This is a genomic window from Gammaproteobacteria bacterium (genome assembly GCA_029882975.1).
Classification (GTDB): Bacteria; Pseudomonadota; Gammaproteobacteria; order SZUA-152; family SZUA-152; genus JAJDNG01.
Genome location: JAOUJW010000001.1, coordinates 179,942 through 196,791, shown reverse-complemented (window position 1 = coordinate 196,791; position 16,850 = coordinate 179,942). Strand labels below are relative to the sequence as shown.

15 protein-coding genes are annotated in these 16,850 nt (G+C 47.8%); 9 read left to right on the top strand and 6 right to left on the bottom strand.

Features of this window, described 5'->3' with window-relative positions; genetic code table 11:
• Positions 1 to 2 precede the first annotated feature (2 nt).
• The gene (locus OEY58_00885; GenBank protein ID MDH5323997.1) at positions 3 to 1,781 is read left to right on the top strand and encodes an N-acetylglutaminylglutamine amidotransferase; all 1,779 of its coding nucleotides are present in this window, start codon (positions 3 to 5) and stop codon (positions 1,779 to 1,781) included.
• A gap of 71 nt (positions 1,782 to 1,852) precedes the next feature.
• Positions 1,853 to 2,188: a Grx4 family monothiol glutaredoxin gene (grxD, locus tag OEY58_00880; protein ID MDH5323996.1), complete on the top strand. Its 336-nt coding sequence runs from the start codon at positions 1,853 to 1,855 to the stop codon at positions 2,186 to 2,188.
• A gap of 101 nt (positions 2,189 to 2,289) precedes the next feature.
• On the opposite strand, the gene rnt is transcribed toward grxD, so the two are convergent.
• Complete coding sequence (gene rnt / locus OEY58_00875) at positions 2,290 to 2,925, bottom strand: ribonuclease T (GenBank protein ID MDH5323995.1); 636 nt, start codon at positions 2,923 to 2,925, stop codon at positions 2,290 to 2,292.
• Between the two features lie 8 nt (positions 2,926 to 2,933).
• The gene (gene pyrC, locus OEY58_00870; GenBank protein ID MDH5323994.1) at positions 2,934 to 3,971 is read right to left on the bottom strand and encodes a dihydroorotase; all 1,038 of its coding nucleotides are present in this window, start codon (positions 3,969 to 3,971) and stop codon (positions 2,934 to 2,936) included.
• A gap of 87 nt (positions 3,972 to 4,058) precedes the next feature.
• Between pyrC and OEY58_00865 the strand changes: the two genes are divergently transcribed.
• From OEY58_00865 to OEY58_00845, 5 genes are all read left to right on the top strand, one after another.
• Complete coding sequence (locus OEY58_00865; protein MDH5323993.1) at positions 4,059 to 4,805, top strand: 16S rRNA (uracil(1498)-N(3))-methyltransferase; 747 nt, start codon at positions 4,059 to 4,061, stop codon at positions 4,803 to 4,805.
• Between the two features lie 22 nt (positions 4,806 to 4,827).
• Positions 4,828 to 5,304 (top strand): DUF4442 domain-containing protein, encoded by a 477-nt coding sequence (locus OEY58_00860; GenBank protein MDH5323992.1) that lies wholly within the window; start codon positions 4,828 to 4,830, stop codon positions 5,302 to 5,304.
• A gap of 254 nt (positions 5,305 to 5,558) precedes the next feature.
• Entirely contained in the window at positions 5,559 to 6,383 is an 825-nt protein-coding gene (locus OEY58_00855) for a DUF2797 domain-containing protein (GenBank protein ID MDH5323991.1), read from the top strand.
• 141 nt (positions 6,384 to 6,524) lie between these two features.
• Positions 6,525 to 7,493: a tetratricopeptide repeat protein gene (locus OEY58_00850; protein MDH5323990.1), complete on the top strand. Its 969-nt coding sequence runs from the start codon at positions 6,525 to 6,527 to the stop codon at positions 7,491 to 7,493.
• Between the two features lie 105 nt (positions 7,494 to 7,598).
• Positions 7,599 to 8,195 (top strand): rhodanese-like domain-containing protein, encoded by a 597-nt coding sequence (locus OEY58_00845; GenBank protein MDH5323989.1) that lies wholly within the window; start codon positions 7,599 to 7,601, stop codon positions 8,193 to 8,195.
• 93 nt (positions 8,196 to 8,288) lie between these two features.
• Here the strand turns inward: OEY58_00845 and OEY58_00840 are convergent, their stop codons facing one another.
• From OEY58_00840 to OEY58_00825, 4 genes are all read right to left on the bottom strand, one after another.
• Complete coding sequence (locus OEY58_00840; GenBank protein MDH5323988.1) at positions 8,289 to 9,482, bottom strand: hybrid sensor histidine kinase/response regulator; 1,194 nt, start codon at positions 9,480 to 9,482, stop codon at positions 8,289 to 8,291.
• A gap of 10 nt (positions 9,483 to 9,492) precedes the next feature.
• Complete coding sequence (locus OEY58_00835; GenBank protein MDH5323987.1) at positions 9,493 to 9,840, bottom strand: response regulator; 348 nt, start codon at positions 9,838 to 9,840, stop codon at positions 9,493 to 9,495.
• Positions 9,841 to 9,851: 11 nt separating this feature from the next.
• Complete coding sequence (locus OEY58_00830; GenBank protein MDH5323986.1) at positions 9,852 to 12,638, bottom strand: response regulator; 2,787 nt, start codon at positions 12,636 to 12,638, stop codon at positions 9,852 to 9,854.
• A gap of 188 nt (positions 12,639 to 12,826) precedes the next feature.
• Entirely contained in the window at positions 12,827 to 14,017 is a 1,191-nt protein-coding gene (locus OEY58_00825) for a hypothetical protein (protein ID MDH5323985.1), read from the bottom strand.
• Positions 14,018 to 14,866: 849 nt separating this feature from the next.
• Between OEY58_00825 and pdhA the strand changes: the two genes are divergently transcribed.
• Together pdhA and OEY58_00815 are read left to right on the top strand one after the other, a co-directional pair.
• Entirely contained in the window at positions 14,867 to 15,856 is a 990-nt protein-coding gene (gene pdhA, locus OEY58_00820) for a pyruvate dehydrogenase (acetyl-transferring) E1 component subunit alpha (protein ID MDH5323984.1), read from the top strand.
• Complete coding sequence (locus OEY58_00815; GenBank protein ID MDH5323983.1) at positions 15,857 to 16,837, top strand: alpha-ketoacid dehydrogenase subunit beta; 981 nt, start codon at positions 15,857 to 15,859, stop codon at positions 16,835 to 16,837.
• Positions 16,838 to 16,850: the final 13 nt, after the last annotated feature.

The following is a 16,850-nucleotide window of genomic DNA, read 5'->3' as shown; positions in this document are numbered from 1 at the left end:
TTATGTGTGGAATTTGTGGCGAACTGCGTTTTGACGCCAACGCAGTGGCGGCGCAATCCATTGACGCCATGATGCAGCCTTTGCTGCGGCGTGGGCCAGACAGCGGCGGTCAATGGCTGGATAAATCGGTGGGAATGGGGCATCGGCGCCTGTCAGTTATCGATTTGTCCCAGTTGTCCCATCAACCTATGGTGGATACACCGCTGGGATTGTCCTTGGTGTTTAATGGAGCAATCTATAACTATCCACAGTTGCGTCAGGCATTAATCGCTAAGGGCCACCGGTTCGTTTCTCACGGTGATACGGAAGTTATTTTAAAGGCCTACGCTCAATGGGGTGAACAGTGTGTAGAACATTTGCACGGCATGTTTGCTTTCGCGATTTGGGATCAGAAAAAGAAGACGCTGTTTTTAGCCAGGGATCGTTTGGGAATTAAACCCCTATATTATTCTTTGGATAATAAACGCGTCTCATTTGCGTCCAATATTCAATCCTTATTGGCTGCAGGCGGGGTGGACACCCGTATCGACCCGGTAAGTCTGCATCATCAGTTCACGTTACACGCTGTCGTGCCGGCTCCCGGTACAATTCTGCAAGGAGTCCGTAAACTGCCTCCGGCACACACCATGACCGTCAGTGCGGATGGTGACACCCGATTACGAGCTTATTGGGAGTTGCGCGCACAGCGTCCGCAGAACTTCAAACACGAAATTGAATGGATTGATGCCATTCACCAGGCTTTGCGTACGGCAGTGGAACGCCGCAAAGTGATAGCGGATGTGCCCGTTGGAGTATTGCTTTCCGGTGGACTGGACTCCAGTTTGTTGGTGGGAATGCTGGCCGAGGCTGGAGTGGAGGATTTGCGAACTTTTTCTATTGGCTTTGAGGATATTGGTGACGAAAAAGGCAGTGAGTTTGAATACTCCGATGAAGTGGTGCAACGGTTTCAAACTCAGCATCGAAAAATTCATATCCCCAACGAGCAAGTACTGCAACGCTTACCGGAAGCGGTAGCGAATATGTCGGAACCCATGGTGGGGCAGGATGCGGTGGCTTTTTATTTGTTGTCGGAGCAGGTCTCTAAAGACGTCAAGGTTGTTTTAAGCGGGCAGGGGGCTGATGAAGTGTTTGCGGGGTATTTTTGGTATCCCTTAATGCAGCAGGCGTCGGGGTCGGATTTACACCGGTTTGCATCACACTATTTTGACCGTGACCACGATGAGTATTTGCAGACGGTGACCGGAAAGTACCATGTGGATGATGTCACCTCTCGTTGGGTCAGTGAGCAATTACAGCAACAAAATGGTGATACCTTTATGGATCGGGTATTGCGCATGGATGTGACAGCCTTAATCGTTGATGATCCGGTCAAGCGCGTTGATAATATGACCATGGCCTGGGGCCTGGAAGCTCGGGTGCCTTTTTTGGATCATGAATTGGTGGAGTTGGCGGCTGCCATGCCTCCGGAAATCAAACTAAAATCCGGCGGTAAACATCCCCTAAAGACCATCGCCCGAGGTTTAATCCCCGATTCCGTCATAGACCGACCCAAAGGATATTTTCCTATGCCGGCATTGAAATATGTCCAGGGAGACTTCCTGCACTTTATGAAAAATATATTAAATTCAGATGCTTGCGTCCATCGCGGGATATTTGATCGGGCTATGGTGCAACGCTTGCTGAAGCAGCCGGAAGCTTATTTTACCCGCTTACAAGGAAGCAAATTGTGGCATTTGGCTTTGTTGGAGTATTGGTTACAGACCAATGTGGATAATTGTTGACTTGTTTGCTAGGGTATTTTGATGTATAATAGTGGCCACACGATTGGTTTCAACTACGAGGTGTAATTTTAATGGACGTTTTAGACCGAATTCGACAACAGGTTGAGCAAAATCCCGTTGTCATATTCATGAAGGGTACTCCACAATTACCACAGTGCGGTTTTTCCAGTCGCGCCGCCGAAGCGTTAAAGGCGTGTGGAGAAGAATTTGCTTATGTTAATGTCCTGGCGGACATGGAGATTTTTGAGAATTTGCCTCGATTTGCCGATTGGCCAACCTTTCCGCAAATCTATATTAATGGTGAATTGATTGGTGGTTGTGATATCACTCTGGATTTGTTTCAACAGGGTGAACTAAAATCCATGGTTCAAAGCGCGGTGGAAAAAAAGAATCAAGTCGCGGAATAATCACCTTGAAGGAATTTTAAGCTTTCGTTCTCTCCTGTAAACTTTGCACTTATGCAACTTTGAGTTTGTGATTCAGCCACCTTCGGGTGGCTTTCTTTTTTTCAGGCTTGATTCAGCATCCGAATTTCACCCCACAAATTAACGATCTTACAAAACAGCTCGGCTGTTTTTTCGGCATCATAGCGAGCCGAATGAGCCTGATCATTATCCCAAGCGATACCTGCTGCTTTTATGGCGCGGGCCAACACTGTCTGCCCAAAAGCCAGACCTGCTAGTGTGGCTGTGTCGAAAGTGCTGAATTGGTGAAACGGATTGCGTTTGATTTTATTGCGTGTCACGGCGGCTTGTAAAAATCCCAAGTCAAAGGCGGGGTTGTGGCCTACCAAAATAGCTCGAGTACAGCCTTCATCTTTGAGGCGGTAACGTATGGGTTCGAAAATTTTCTGCAAGGCTTCCAGTTCCGGTACTGCGAAACGAAAGGGGTGATGTGGATCGATTCCGGTAAATGCTAAACACGCTTGATCCAAATTGGCGCCGTCAAAGGGGGTCACGTGGGTCCAAATGGGTGGATCCGGTTTTAATTGTCCTTGTTCATCATAGCTGACCGTCACTGCGGCAATCTCCAACAGGGCGTCGGTTTGGCTGTTAAAGCCACCGGTTTCCACATCGACAACAACGGGTAAAAACCCTCTGAAGCGTTTGGCGAGCACGTTGTTGGACTTGTTTGATTTGGTCATGGTTTACTCTAGTCGCAGTCGATCATTTTCCACGAAAGTATTTCATCGTGGCATAAAGGTATCAGTTCCTCACCACCCATGGGTAAACGGCTGGGTACCTGCCACTCCTGTTTTTCCAGCGTAACGTGTGTGGTGTTGCGTGGCAGGCCGTAGAAATCCGGGCCGTGGAAGCTGGAGAACGCTTCCAGTTTATCCAAAGCGCCTGCGGCCTCAAATGCGCCGGCGTAAAACTCCAAGGCGGCATGAGCACTAAAAATACCGGCGCAACCACAGGCGCTTTCTTTACGGGCTCTAGTGTGGGGTGCGCTGTCGGTTCCCAGAAAAAATTTAGGATTGCCGCTAGTGGCTGCAGACAGTACCGCTTGACGATGTTGTTCACGTTTGAGTACGGGCAAACAATAAAAATGGGGGTTGATACCGCCCTTAAACAAAGCATTGCGATTGTACAAAATATGTTGAGGTGTGATGGTGGCACCGGTGTGTTCATATTGAAGGACAAAATCCACAGCATCTTTGGTTGTTATATGCTCAAATACGATGGGTAATGTGGGAAAGCGTTGCCGAATGGATTCCAATTGTTGATCGATAAACACTTTTTCACGGTCAAAGACGTCCACATCGGTTCGAGTGGACTCGCCGTGCACCAATAGGGGCAGTTTTGCCTCTTGCATGGCTTCTAACACAGCAAAAGTATGGCTTAACTGAGTTACCCCTGCGTCGGAATGGGTGGTCGCACCGGCCGGATAATATTTCACGGCATGTACAAACTCGGCCTCAGCTGCTTTGTGAATTTCCTTCACATTGGTACGATCGGTCAAGTACAAGGTCATCAGAGGCTCGAAGGCTGCCGAATTCGGTATACTATCCAGAATTCTTTGGCGATAGGCTGCGGCTTGATCCACTGTGGTTATGGGGGGGGACAGGTTGGGCATGACAATAGCGCGGGCAAATTGTCGTACCGTATAGGGCAATACGTCCTGCATGGCTTGACCATCTCGAAGATGCAAATGCCAATCGTCCGGTCGAGTAAGGGTCAGTGTGTTCACAGGACAGTTTTGGGTCAACTACGTTTATAATTACTGGATAGTGCATTATGCCATTGAATCAATGATTTTTATACACGCAGGATTTGCATGCGAATTCCCAGGATTTTTCAAGAACAAAGTTTGGCGGTAGGGCAGTCACTGATTTGTGATGCCCAGGCGGTTCAATATCTGCTCCGGGTTCTGCGCCTGAAGCCCGGAGATGCGGTGACCGTATTTAACGGTGACGGTGCAGAATACGCGGGGAAGATTAGCGCGTTAGAAAAGCGCGAAGGATGTATCCAGATTCTACAACGCCATGAAGTGGATTTGGAGTCACCCTTAAGAACGGTTTTGGTTCAAGGGGTCTCCCGTGGTGAACGTATGGACTACACCATTCAAAAAGCCACGGAGTTGGGTATTAGTGAGATTTTTCCTGTGACGACAGAGCGCACCGGCGTGAACCTGCAGGGAGAGCGGCGGGAACGGCGGCGCCAACACTGGCAGGCCATTGTCACCAGTGCCTGCGAACAATGCGGCCGTAACCGGGTGCCGTTGGTTCATCCGGTCGAATCCTTGCCATCCTGGGTAGATCGTTGCCAAACGTTATTGCAAAATGAATTGAAATTGGTTTTGCACCAAAATGCTGCGTTGTCTTTGCGGCAGATGCCGCGGGTTTTCGCGCCAGGGGTGGTATTGCTCGTGGGACCCGAGGGCGGTTTGACCCAAAGTGATTTAGCCGCAGTTAGCCCCTTGGGGTTTGAGTCTGTGGCTTTGGGGCCGCGGATTCTTCGTACCGAAACAGCTGCGCTGACGGCGTTGGCGATCTTGCAGTCCCTTTGGGGGGATCTGGGTTAATTATTTGAATATACTGAAATTAATGCACAAATCGAGGTGGCTGTCGGCACAACATCGAATTGAATGGTTTCCGCCATTTTTTATGATGCGAGTGAAAGTGTTGCAGTTAGATGTGGATTGGCAACAGGTGCGTCTTAAGCTTCCTTTGAACCTTTTTTCCAGAAACTTGGGGGATGCGGTGTTTGGCGGTTATCAGGCGTCACTGGCGGACCCTATCGCGGCCTTGGCGTGCCTGGCCCGATTCCCTCAATATTCAGCCTGGACCCGAGCTATGAGTTTGGACTTTGAGCTGGAAGGCAATTCGGACCTGGAATTACGGTTCCATTTTGATCCTGCCGTGGATGCTCGCATACGTCGGGATTTAGAAACCCGCGGACGCAGCACTCCCGTATTTGAGTACGGATTCTACCGAGATGATGGGCGTTTGTGCACCAGAGTTGAAAATACCGTTGCAATTCGTCCGCACGGATACAGCAAAGAATCCAGACTTAAACGCTAAATGGCGCAGAGCTGTTTGCTGTTTATGTGATGGTTCCAGTAACAAATACGAGAATAAGGGTTAAAAGGTAAGCTCGGTAAGCGGCACACGTCCCTGTGGCCTTGATAACAATTCCCTGTTATCCGACCTACCAAGTTTACCTTTTGACCCCTACTCCCTCCCGTTGGTTTTGGCATTGAAATTCAATCTTTTTGAAGCAACTGAACTCTATCCATATAATGGGACACCGTATAAAACAAAAAAGGTTAGTGTGAATGACGATAACCGGCAATTTACTAAAAATGAGTTCCATCCTGGATAATCCCGTGCAGTATCTATTGCCGGTGGGGTCGGAGCAAATTCCTCTCAATCCTTACTTGGAGAAAACAATATCCCTGACGTTTACCGGGCAAATTCATTGCGTGGCCTGTGGCCGCAAAACCAATAAAAGTTTCAATCAAGGTTATTGTTTCCCTTGTTTACGTTCCCTGGCCGAATGCGATATGTGCATAGTGAAACCGGAACAATGCCACTTCGACCAGGGAACTTGCCGCGACGAACAATGGGCACAGGGCCACTGCATGCAGGAGCATATTGTTTATCTGGCCAATTCTTCCGGACTGAAAGTGGGTATTACTCGACATACCCAGGTTCCCACCCGATGGATAGATCAAGGCGCCGTACAAGCGATACCGGTGTTTAAAGTGAAAAACCGCTATATCTCCGGTCTGGTAGAAGTGGTCATGAAAGAGCATGTCTCCGATAGAACCGATTGGCGCAAAATGCTTAAAGGTGAGTCTCAATCTGTGGACTTAATGGCAACAAGGGATAAGTTGTTGCAGCAAGTTGCCGGAGATATCGAAAGCATTCAAGAGGAACATGGCAGCGAGGCAGTTTCCGTTCTGGATGGTGTGGTTACTGAGATTCAATATCCGGTGCAACAGACTCCGGAGAAAGTGAAATCTCTGAACTTTGACAAAACTCCTGAGGTGAGTGGTGTTTTGATGGGGATCAAAGGACAGTATCTCATCTTGGATGCAGGTGTTATCAATATCCGAAAATTTAGCGGGTATGAGATTGAGTTCGGCTGGAAGCTGTAAAAAGCGGTACGGATGAGAACCGTGTAACGAAGGAACTGGGGAATCCTTCACGTTTACCATTTTCCGGATTCACGGTGACTAAATATTTTGCGCCAGTTTCCGATAGCCGATGTAGGTGACAGTAACAAGCGGGAACTAGGGATGAATTTCACACAAATTCTATTGGCGATTATCGGTAGCGTATTGCTGGTCACGGGGATTTATTTCCACAGTAAAGACAAAAAATCAGGCAGTTTCATTGGTTTGGGTAGCGCATTAATCGTCCTGGCGGCGTTCAGCCCGGTATTGGTGGGAATGATGCCGGGTTTATCTCTGCGGTCATCGGATACGGCCCTGGCCCCTGCGGCGCAAGAACTGTCGGTTCAGCACACCCAGTCTGTACATACCGCGACTACGCCGGCTCAGACTATACAAACCCCGGTCGTTGAGACCACAACAGTGGAGCCGGTGGCAGTCATTAGTGAGAAGGCAAAAGGTTACGCGAAGTCCGTTTCCAGTCCTGTGAACCAGGATCTCAGTGCGGCTGATCTTCTCTTACTGGGTACTCAGGCCTGGCAGGACAAAGATTACAGTATGGCGTTTAGCTATGTGAACCAGGGATTGTCCATGAAACCTGAGGCGCGGGTACATTCCTCTTTGGTGCTGTTGTTGGGTTCCCTGTATGAGACCATAGGTAACCGCAAAGCCGCTGAGGAAAACTATCGCTTAGCAGCCACCTTAGACGCTTCCTATAATTGGCCGCATATCAAATTAGGCAATCTTTTTACCGCACTGAAACGCTATGGCGATGCCGAATCAGCTTATACCAAAGCCATCGAGCTGGATCCGGAGGACGGTTGGACTTATAACAATCTGGGCATTTTGTACAGTGGGTTGAAACGATATGGGGATGCAGAAAAGGCGTATCGCAGTGCCATTCGTTTAAACCCTTCAGATGCCTGGGCGCACAATAATCTGGGTGTTTTGTACAAAGATTTGCAGCGCTACGATGAGGCAGAGCAGGCGTATACCAAAGCGGTAGTTCTGGAACCCAGTCATCGATTGGCTAAAAATAATTTGGCGGTTTTACAAAGAATAAAAAAACAAGAACCGACAAAACAAAGCCACTGATCAATAATAGTTCGTAAATGAGGGAAATAGTTGTTGAATAAATAAGCAATTAATAATATACTAAATAACAGTTGTTTGTATTTAGCTGTTATCTAAGGAGATTTTATGCGTGTTGGAGTTGCTGCCCTAATGGCAATGGCAGTTTTGTTATCCGGTATAGTTCAGGCTGCGTCCTGGTCTCAGTTACCGAAGAAGAAACAAACCAGTTTGGGTTTATACATGAGTGCGGCTGAAGCCTACAAAATGGTGAACAAAAATCCAAATGACATGGTTTTTTTAGATATTCGAACCCGTGCTGAAGTGAACTTTTTAGGGGCTCCCACCCTGGTTGATGCCAACATTCCCTATATGAAGTTAAACGAGTGGTATGCATGGAATGAAAAAAATCAGAATTTTAAGATGGAAGTGAACTCGGATTTTGCTGACGACGTTGCCGCTAAAGTTGCGGAGAAAGGCTTGAGTAAACAAAACCCCATTATCCTCATCTGCCGTTCCGGTACCCGCAGTTCCAAAGCCGCTGACCTATTGGCAAAACTGGGTTACACCCAAGTTTACAGTGTTGTGGATGGCTTTGAGGGTGACAAAGCCAAGCAAGGTAAGCACAAAGGCCAGCGTGTGGTGAATGGCTGGAAAAATGCCGGATTACCCTGGAGCTACAAACTGGTTAAAGCGAAAATGTATAAAGTGGGTGGCGATTCGTAATTGGGTCATCAATGCTGTGTTGAAAGCCGGGTTTATCCCGGCTTTTGCCTTTATAGGGATTTAACTAAGGCGATATCGGTAGTCGGTCGTCAATTAGGTGGTTGGGTCCAGCTGTTTTTGTTGCGTTGGTTTGTATTCTTCCGGCATTTCTATGGGTAAGGTGAAACTGAAGGTGCTGCCCTCACCGGGAGAGCCTTGGGCGCTAAGGTAACCGCCCAGTATTTCAATGTGGCGCTTGCTGATCGCCAGTCCGAGTCCAACGCCGTCCTGATGTTGGCGTTTGTCTTCCTCGCTTTGTTCAAAAGCGTTAAATATGATTTTCAAATCCCGTTCCGATACTCCTTTGCCGGTATCGATCACATCTATTCGAAGTTTATCGTTTAGATTTACGCATGCGACTTTGATGTATCCACGCGAGGTGAATTTCAGTGCGTTACCAATAAGGTTAATTAGTACTTGTTGTAACTTGGTTCGGTCGGTGTACAGCATCAGCTCCGGCGTATCTATCTGCGTATCAAATGCAATGCCTTTTGAATGGGCCTGGATCTTAAACATATCACTCAATTCACTAAACAGGGTATCCAGGCTAAAGGATTCCTTAATAACGGTGACTTTATTGGCCTCGATTTTGGCTAGGTCAAGAATATCGTTGATTAGTTGTAATAGATGTTTTGAACTTTCGTAAGCAATGTTCAGGGATTTACTTTGTTCGTCATTGATAGGGCCTGCCATACCTTCTTTAACAATGCTAAGAAAACCCATAATGGAGTTCAAAGGGGTTCGAAATTCGTGGCTCATATTTGCCAGGAAACGAGATTTCGCCCTAGTGGCTTCGGTTACTGCTTTATTGGCAGCGATCAATTCTTCTTTTTGTTTGCGGATCTCATCTTCGGCTTTCTTGATACGTGTGGCGACACCCACACGGGCCAATAGAATATCGTCCTCAAAAGGCTTGGTGATGTAGTCAAAGGCCCCCAATTTTAATCCTTTGACAATGCGATCAGTGTCTTTGTAGCGTGCGGTGAGGAAAATAACAGGGATATCACGGGTCAGGACACTTTTTTGCAGTTGTTGCAAAACTTCGTAACCGTCTAAATCCGGCATCATAACATCGAGCAAGACTAAATCGGGAGCCTGTTTTTGGGCGATTTTCAGTCCCTCATGGCCATTGGGGGCCGACAAAGTTTGATAATGATCTTCCAGAACTTGTTCCACTAAATCGATATTATCCGGAGTATCGTCAATGATCAGAACTTTGGGTTTTGAATCGGGATCAATTAAATGCATCGTTTCAGGCCTATTGCAGTAGTTCGCTTATGGCGAACAATAGTTTGGATTCATCCACCGGTTTGGTGATGTAATCGTCGCACCCAGCCGATAGAGCCATTTCCCGGTCTGTTGTCATGGCGTGTGCTGTCAGAGCAATGATCGGGATGTGAGACGTGTTGGGGTTGGCTTTGATTAATGTGGTCGCTTCCAAGCCATCCATCTGAGGTAGGGAGATGTCCATCAAAATCAAATCAGTGGTTTCGGTTTCCAGCAAGGCAAAGCCTTTTTCTGCCGTCTCCGCTTTCAGGATCTGGTAACCTTCGTCCTCGAGAATTTCTTCGATAAGAGCCATATTGTCCGGGTAATCCTCAACGATTAATATGGTGTTCACAACATGACCTCCGCTGTTGCTTGGTTTGAGTGTAGGGCTTTATTGATGCTCTTGAGCAATAGAGCGGTATCCATACCTTGTTTTTCAATAATGGACTGTACCCATTTGCCGAGCATGTTGCGTTCATTCTCGGTGAGTTGTTTTGCCGTGACCACGACGATGGGGATATTGCGCCAAGCTTGATTTTCTTTTAACAATTGAGCTAATTCAAAGCCGTTCATTCGCGGCATCATTAAGTCCAGTAAGATTACATCCGGTTTGGTGTGCTGTAACACCGCCAGAGCTTCGGCTCCCCCTGATACAGCAGTTACCTCTATATTCTCATCCTCAAGCACCTGGGTAATTAATTCGCGAACTTCCGGGTCGTCATCCACCGCCAGTACTTGTTTCACTTGATGCTTGAATAGTGCGTTGATACTACGGATCAGAATTTCCGGCTCTATGGGTTTTTGTAAATAGTCCATGGCTCCCAATTCATAACCCAAGGCTTTATTGTCAATCATGGTGACCATAATGACGGGAATATTTCGGGTTTTTGGTTCTTGTTTCAAGGCTTTCAAAATGGACCATCCGTCCTCCCTGGGCATATAGACGTCGAGCGTAATCGCCGTAGGATTGAGTTGTTTGGCCAGTTCAAACCCTTCGCGGCCATTGGTAACACCTTTAGCGGCAAAACCTTCGTCTTCCAAATAACTGAGCAGCAGTTCGATAGACTCCGGGTCATCATCAATGCACAAGACCAGCGGGGAGGATGTTTGAGGGGTTGACGCTAATTCCATAGGGGGTTGAGTCGTTTCGGCGATGCTGACCGGGACAACGACGGTGAAGGTGCTGCCTTCACCGGCTGTGCTGGCGACGTGGATTTGTCCTTGCATGAGTTGTATGAAACGCTGTGATACGGCCAGCCCCAGGCCTGTACCGCCGGATCTACGCGACAAGCTGCCATCCGCCTGGTGAAACGCTTCAAAGATATGTTGCAATTCTTCCGCTTTCAGGCCGATACCTGTGTCCTCAATCTGGATTTGCACATATTCCAAATAGGGTTGATAAAATGTTGAACCGGCGTGGTCGTTACCGCTGATTTTTTCCACTGTGATACCAATGTTTCCGGTTTCCGTAAATTTAATGCTATTGCCTATGAGGTTTATCAGCGTTTGTTTCAGCTTCATCCGGTCGGAATACAGTTTCACTTCCTGTTGTGGCAGTTTCACGTTACAGGTGAGGCCTTTATCTTTGACCAAACTGCCGGTCAAATCGGTTACCTCCCGGACTAATTCATTGATAGAGAATTCTTCTGCAAATACCTCCATCTTACCGGCTTCAATTTTGGATAAGTCCAGAAGGCTGTTGATGAGTTCCAATAGGTGGTGCGCGTTCCGTTGGACTATTTGCAGATTGCGTAACTGCTTCTCCGGGAGGTTTTGCGCGGCTTTTTTTATGACGCGGCCGGTGAAGCCGATGATGGAATTCATGGGAGTGCGTAACTCATGCGACATGTTGGCTAGGAATTGGCTTTTGGATGTATTGGCAGCCAGAGCCGCGTTGCGAGCTGCGGTCAGTTCCCGGGTTCGTTCCTGTACCAGTTCTTCCAGATGTTCTCTATGCCGATGTAACTCCGCATCGGCGGCCATTTTTTCAGTCACATCGCGCAGCAGTCCGGTAAACATTTTTTGGCCGTTGGTCTCAAATTCTGTCAATGTGAATTCTATGGCTAATAGGTCTCCGTTTTTTCTTTTGCCTTGGACGACGCGATTCTTGCCCATGACCTTAGCGACACCGGTTTGCAAATAATTCACCAGGTATTGGTCGTGCTCTGTGTGATAAGGCTCCGGCATGAGTATGTTGACGTTTCTATTGACGACTTCAGCGGTGCTGTATCCGAAGATGGTTTCCGCCGCTTTGTTAAACTCCTTTATCCTGCCTTTGTTATTGATTGTGACAATGGCCTCGGCTACGTTATCCAGTATGCCGCGCATGCGTGTTTCACTCAGGGTTAATTGCGTGAGGAGTTCAAGGCGTCGGCTGATAATTACTGCAGTGATTAACAATGCGGAACACAGCGCAACGGTAAAAAAAATGATTTGTGCAATGGTAGCCGGTGCCATAGAAGGTTGATCAATAGTGGTGGTTTCGCCCGGAAAAAAATACACCGCGCTCATGCCGGTGTAATGCATGGTGGAGATGGCGCCCCCCATCGCACAGGCCGCCAGAATGCGTGAATATGCAGTTAATGCATTTTTTTTGTGGTCCACCCAGGTCTTAATTCTTAGTGAAACATAAGCCAGTGATACTGCCACAATGACCGATACCAACACTATTGAAGGGGAGAATCGGGCAATGGCGTCCATACGCATAGCAGACATGCCAATGTAGTGCATCAGGCCAATACCGCCGCCCATAATCACACCGCGTAGTAACAGTTGATGTTTCTTGCTTGGTGTTATGCCGTTATACAAAACCACCAGGCTGGCGAGACAGGCGGGGACCAGGGATAGCAAGGTGATGAGAATGTCATATTGCACCGCGGCTTGGGTCTCGGCTGCCAACATGCCGATGAAATGCATACTCCAGATACCGCCGCCCAGGCACAGACTGCCGGTACCGGCCCAAAGCATATGCATGGCTTTGCGTTGATCGTGGGCAATGCGTTCCGTTACCAGGAAAGCGGTGTAAGAGGCGATAATTGCTACAGCAATGGATAGCAGCACCAGGGGGATATGGTAGTCTACCGGCAGAGCGGCGGATAAGTTCCTATCGGTTTCCAAAAAGACAAAATGTTCCACAAGCTGTACACCTTTTTGAATTTGCTGGTTGGGTTGTTGCCCTTATGTAGCGTTTGTCACTTGTACAGCGGTTTAATTCGTAGAGTATAGACGCAACAATACTTGATTGTAAGACCAGGGAAATTGAGAGTAGAAAGCGACATTTATTTGACGAATGCCCCGCCGGCGGCGGCGGGGCTTGACAAAAATTAAGGCATAGGTGGGAATGCAAAGGTGTGAATGATGGGGCCGTAACCATCGGTTAAGGTCTTTAAAAAAGCAACCAAATCGGCTTCTTCTTCTGTACTCAGTCCCAAGTCCCCCAGTTCGTCGGCGTTGACATTGTCAGCTACCTCGGGAGCCGGCCAAGGTTCTACATCGCGGGTGTTATAAAAATGAACAATTTCCTCCAGGGTGGCAAAAAAGCCGTTGTGGGCATAGGGTGCTGTAGCGGCAATATTACGCAGGCTCATTACCTTGTGTTTGCCCAATTCTGCACCCGACGGATCTCGTGCGGCGATGTCAGGTCGCCCACCCAGACCAAGGTCTACGGCTTGGTTGGCAATCAGGGCATTGTTGCTTTTAGGGACGCCGATATTATCGTAAGTAAAATCGGTAAACAGGGGAGGCATCATGCTGCCGTCAGGGGCAATGAGCGGCTCGCTGGGATGGCACGCGTTACACTGTGCTTTGCCTTCAAAAAGCGTCAGACCGCGTTGCTCCTGCTCTGACAGTTCCGCCTTGCCCGCCAAATAATAATCAAACTTGGAATTGAAGGGGCTGAACACGCGTGTCTTTTCAAAAGCGGCAATGGCATCCGCCATCATCTCATATAGTGCATCGGTTTCCACATCGCTTTCCGGGTCGCGCAATTGTTTCAGTTTAACCTTATATACGCTTTTCCACAGCTCTTTATAGGCGTCGCGATTGGGGTTGTCACGTTCGGCGATGCGTTGTAATACGGATGCTTTACTGGGCATGGCCATTTCCACCGGGTTTAGAAAAGGACCTTTGGCTTGCTCGGTGAGACTGTTGGCTCTACCGTCCCAAAACTGTCCGCCGATGTATAATCCTTCCACCGGTTCCCAAAAAAAGAAGGGGCTGAATGCAGCGTATCCTGCGCTGGGGGTATTGCGACCGCCGTTTAATGACGTGTCGGATCCCAGCGAGACCACGCTGTTAGCCGGGTCGGTTGTGTTGGCCGGATCGACAAAGGCCGGTGGAAAATGACAGCTGGCACAGGCTTGATTTCTATTGATGGACAGGTTCTCATCAAAGTACAACAGTTGCCCCAACTGCTCTTTTGCGGACAGGCCGCTATCAGCGCCTGCCAGAGTGTTGTTCGCATATCCTACGCAAAACAACACTGCCCCCGAAAATAATATTTTTTTTATTTTCATAGCAAATCTCCATATTGAGTTTTTATTAACCACTGCCATAAGATCCTTCGTAAAACGTTAGAAATGCAGCGGCTGCTAGTCCCTTTCTTGTTGAGCGTCTGAACTTATAGAGTGGCTGCACTATAAATGTTCAGTTTGATTAAGGATTCAGCTAGAAGTCGTTCAAGCAAAGAAAGTTAAGGTATAGTAAACAAACTCAGCCTGTTCGGCTGTAAGAAAATTTTTATCCAGTGAAAAATTTCCCTATATGTTTAGTGTGTGGTCAATTTGGTTGTTTTTAGACATGGGCGACCAAGTAAAAATACTAGTTCTGGTTCCTAGAGTTGGATGTTGGAGTGGAGTCCAGTATAGATGTGAAGCTTGGTTATGATCGAGCATTAGGTGAGCAAGGGCTGTAGTCTCATTTCGTATTGCCATCTTTGTTCAAGCCACGGTTCTTGCTGAGAGTTGGTCATATCGGATTAGATGGTACTAATCCAACAATCGTGCTTTTAGTGGTATTTGTAGTAGCTTAGCTTCCGTAGCGATTGGTGTTGGTTAATAAATGCCCATATTTGTGTTCGGTACAGCTCTGCGTGCGTTCTGAAATCAAGGCAAAATCCCCATTCTTTATTGACAAATGCCATATGTAGAGCCGGAATATTATCAAGGCAATGGTTTCAACTTGTTGAAATATATGTAAAATATATTCTTTTTTGGAAAACGGTCACAGTAATCAAACTTGACCTTGGACGGCAAAACAACGATTATAGCGCGTTTCTTGCGGCTACCTCCCGGAGAAGGAGTTATAGTCGCCGGATTGAATTCCCATTTTGGTTATTAACTTTTGTTTATTAAGGTGACAGCCCCATGAATATGGCTGATAAAAAGCGGCTATTACGCAGCATGTTATATGCGCGCCGATTTGAAGAACGTTGCTATGAAGCGTACGTAGAAAGAAAAATAGGTGGTTTCCTACATCTATATCCCGGACAGGAAGCTTGTGCTCATGGTGTTATGGAAGCGGCCAGACCGGGTCATGACTATGTTATAACCGGTTACCGGGATCACGTGCACGCCATCTTGTGTGGTGCCGATCCTAAAGAAGTCATGGCCGAGTTGTACGGTAAGGAAACCGGTTCCAGTAAAGGTCGCGGCGGTTCCATGCACATCTTCGATGTGGAGCATCACTTTATGGGTGGATATGCCCTGGTGGGCGGACCTTTCCCCTTGGCGGCCGGCATTGCCAAAGGCATTAAACTCAAAGGCGGTGACGAGATTTCCATTTGTTTCCTGGGCGATGCGGCTAACAATCAAGGTTCATTTCACGAATCCTTGAATATGGCTAAAGTTTGGCAACTGCCGGTATTGTTTGTCTGTGAAAACAATTTGTACGGTATCGGTACGCGAATTGATCGCTCCACAGCGGTAATTGATCAGTACAAACGTGTGAGCGGTTACGATATGCCAGCAGCACAAGTGGACGGCCAGGATATTGAAGTGGTATATGAAGCGGCGCAAAAAGCGGTTGATCATGTACGTTCCGGTAAGGGGCCTTACTTTTTGGAACTGAAAACCTACCGTTACCGCGGACATTCCATGTCCGATTCCAATGCGTATCGCACCAAAGAAGAGGAAGAGCATTGGAGTAAACGCGATCCTATTTACATTCTTCGAGATCGTCTGATTGAAGCCGGTGAGACCAGCATGGACGAATACAATCAGATGGATAAAGGCATTATCGATGAGATTGAAAACGAAGTGATAAAATTTGCCGAAGAGTCGCCGGAACCCAAAGTCGAGGAACTGGAGAAATATGTGTTGGCGGACAACGATCCTTATGTATTGGGAGGCAAATAAATGGCTGAATTAATGTATTGGGAAGCCATTCGGCGTGCCCACGATGAGGAAATGGCCCGCGATCCTTTGGTGATCTGCATGGGTGAGGACATCGGTGTTGCCGGTGGTACCTACAAAGCCACTCAAGGTTTGTTTGATAAATACGGCCCCGAGCGGGTTATCGATACACCTATTTCCGAAAACGGTTATACCGGCTTAGGTGTTGGTGCTTCTTTTATTGGTGTGCGTCCCATTATTGAAATTATGTCCGTGAACTTTGCCTGGCTGGCCATGGATCAAATTGCCAACTCGGCTGCTAAGGTTCGCTACATGTCCGGTGGTCAATTGACTGCGCCGGTGGTAATTCGTTCTCCGGGTGGTACTGCCCACCAACTGGGTGCGCAACACTCGGCGCGTATGGAAAAAGTGTTTATGGGCATAGCCGGATTGCGCGTGGTCACTCCGTCCAATCCCAAACAAGCTTATGGTCTGCTGAAGTCTGCTGTGCGCTGTAATGATCCCGTATACATCAACGAACATGAGTTGATGTACAACATGAAGGGTGATGTGCCCGACGAGGAATATTTTCATCCTCTGGAAGGGTCCGAAGTCACTCGGGAAGGGAAAGACATTACCCTGATCGGGTACAACATTTCCGTACACTGGTGTTTACAGGCGGCTGAAGTATTATCCAAACAGCACGGCATAGAGGCCGAAGTGCTGGATCTGTATGCATTGAGCCCCATAGACCGGGCCGGAATTGTCGCTTCCGTCAGCAAAACTCATAAAGTGGTGATTGCAGAAGAAGCGGAGCCGGCCGTTGGTGTGGCTTCAGAAGTGATGGCTATCATTAATGAAGAATGCTTCTATGAACTGGATGCTGCTCCGGTAAGGGTGTCGGCTGTTAATGTGCCCATCCCGTTTAACCGTGGCTTGGAAAAAGCCAGTATCCCCAACGCTCAGGATGTGCTGGCTGCCGTTCTTAAAGTGTTTGGTAAATAAATGAAGTGACCGA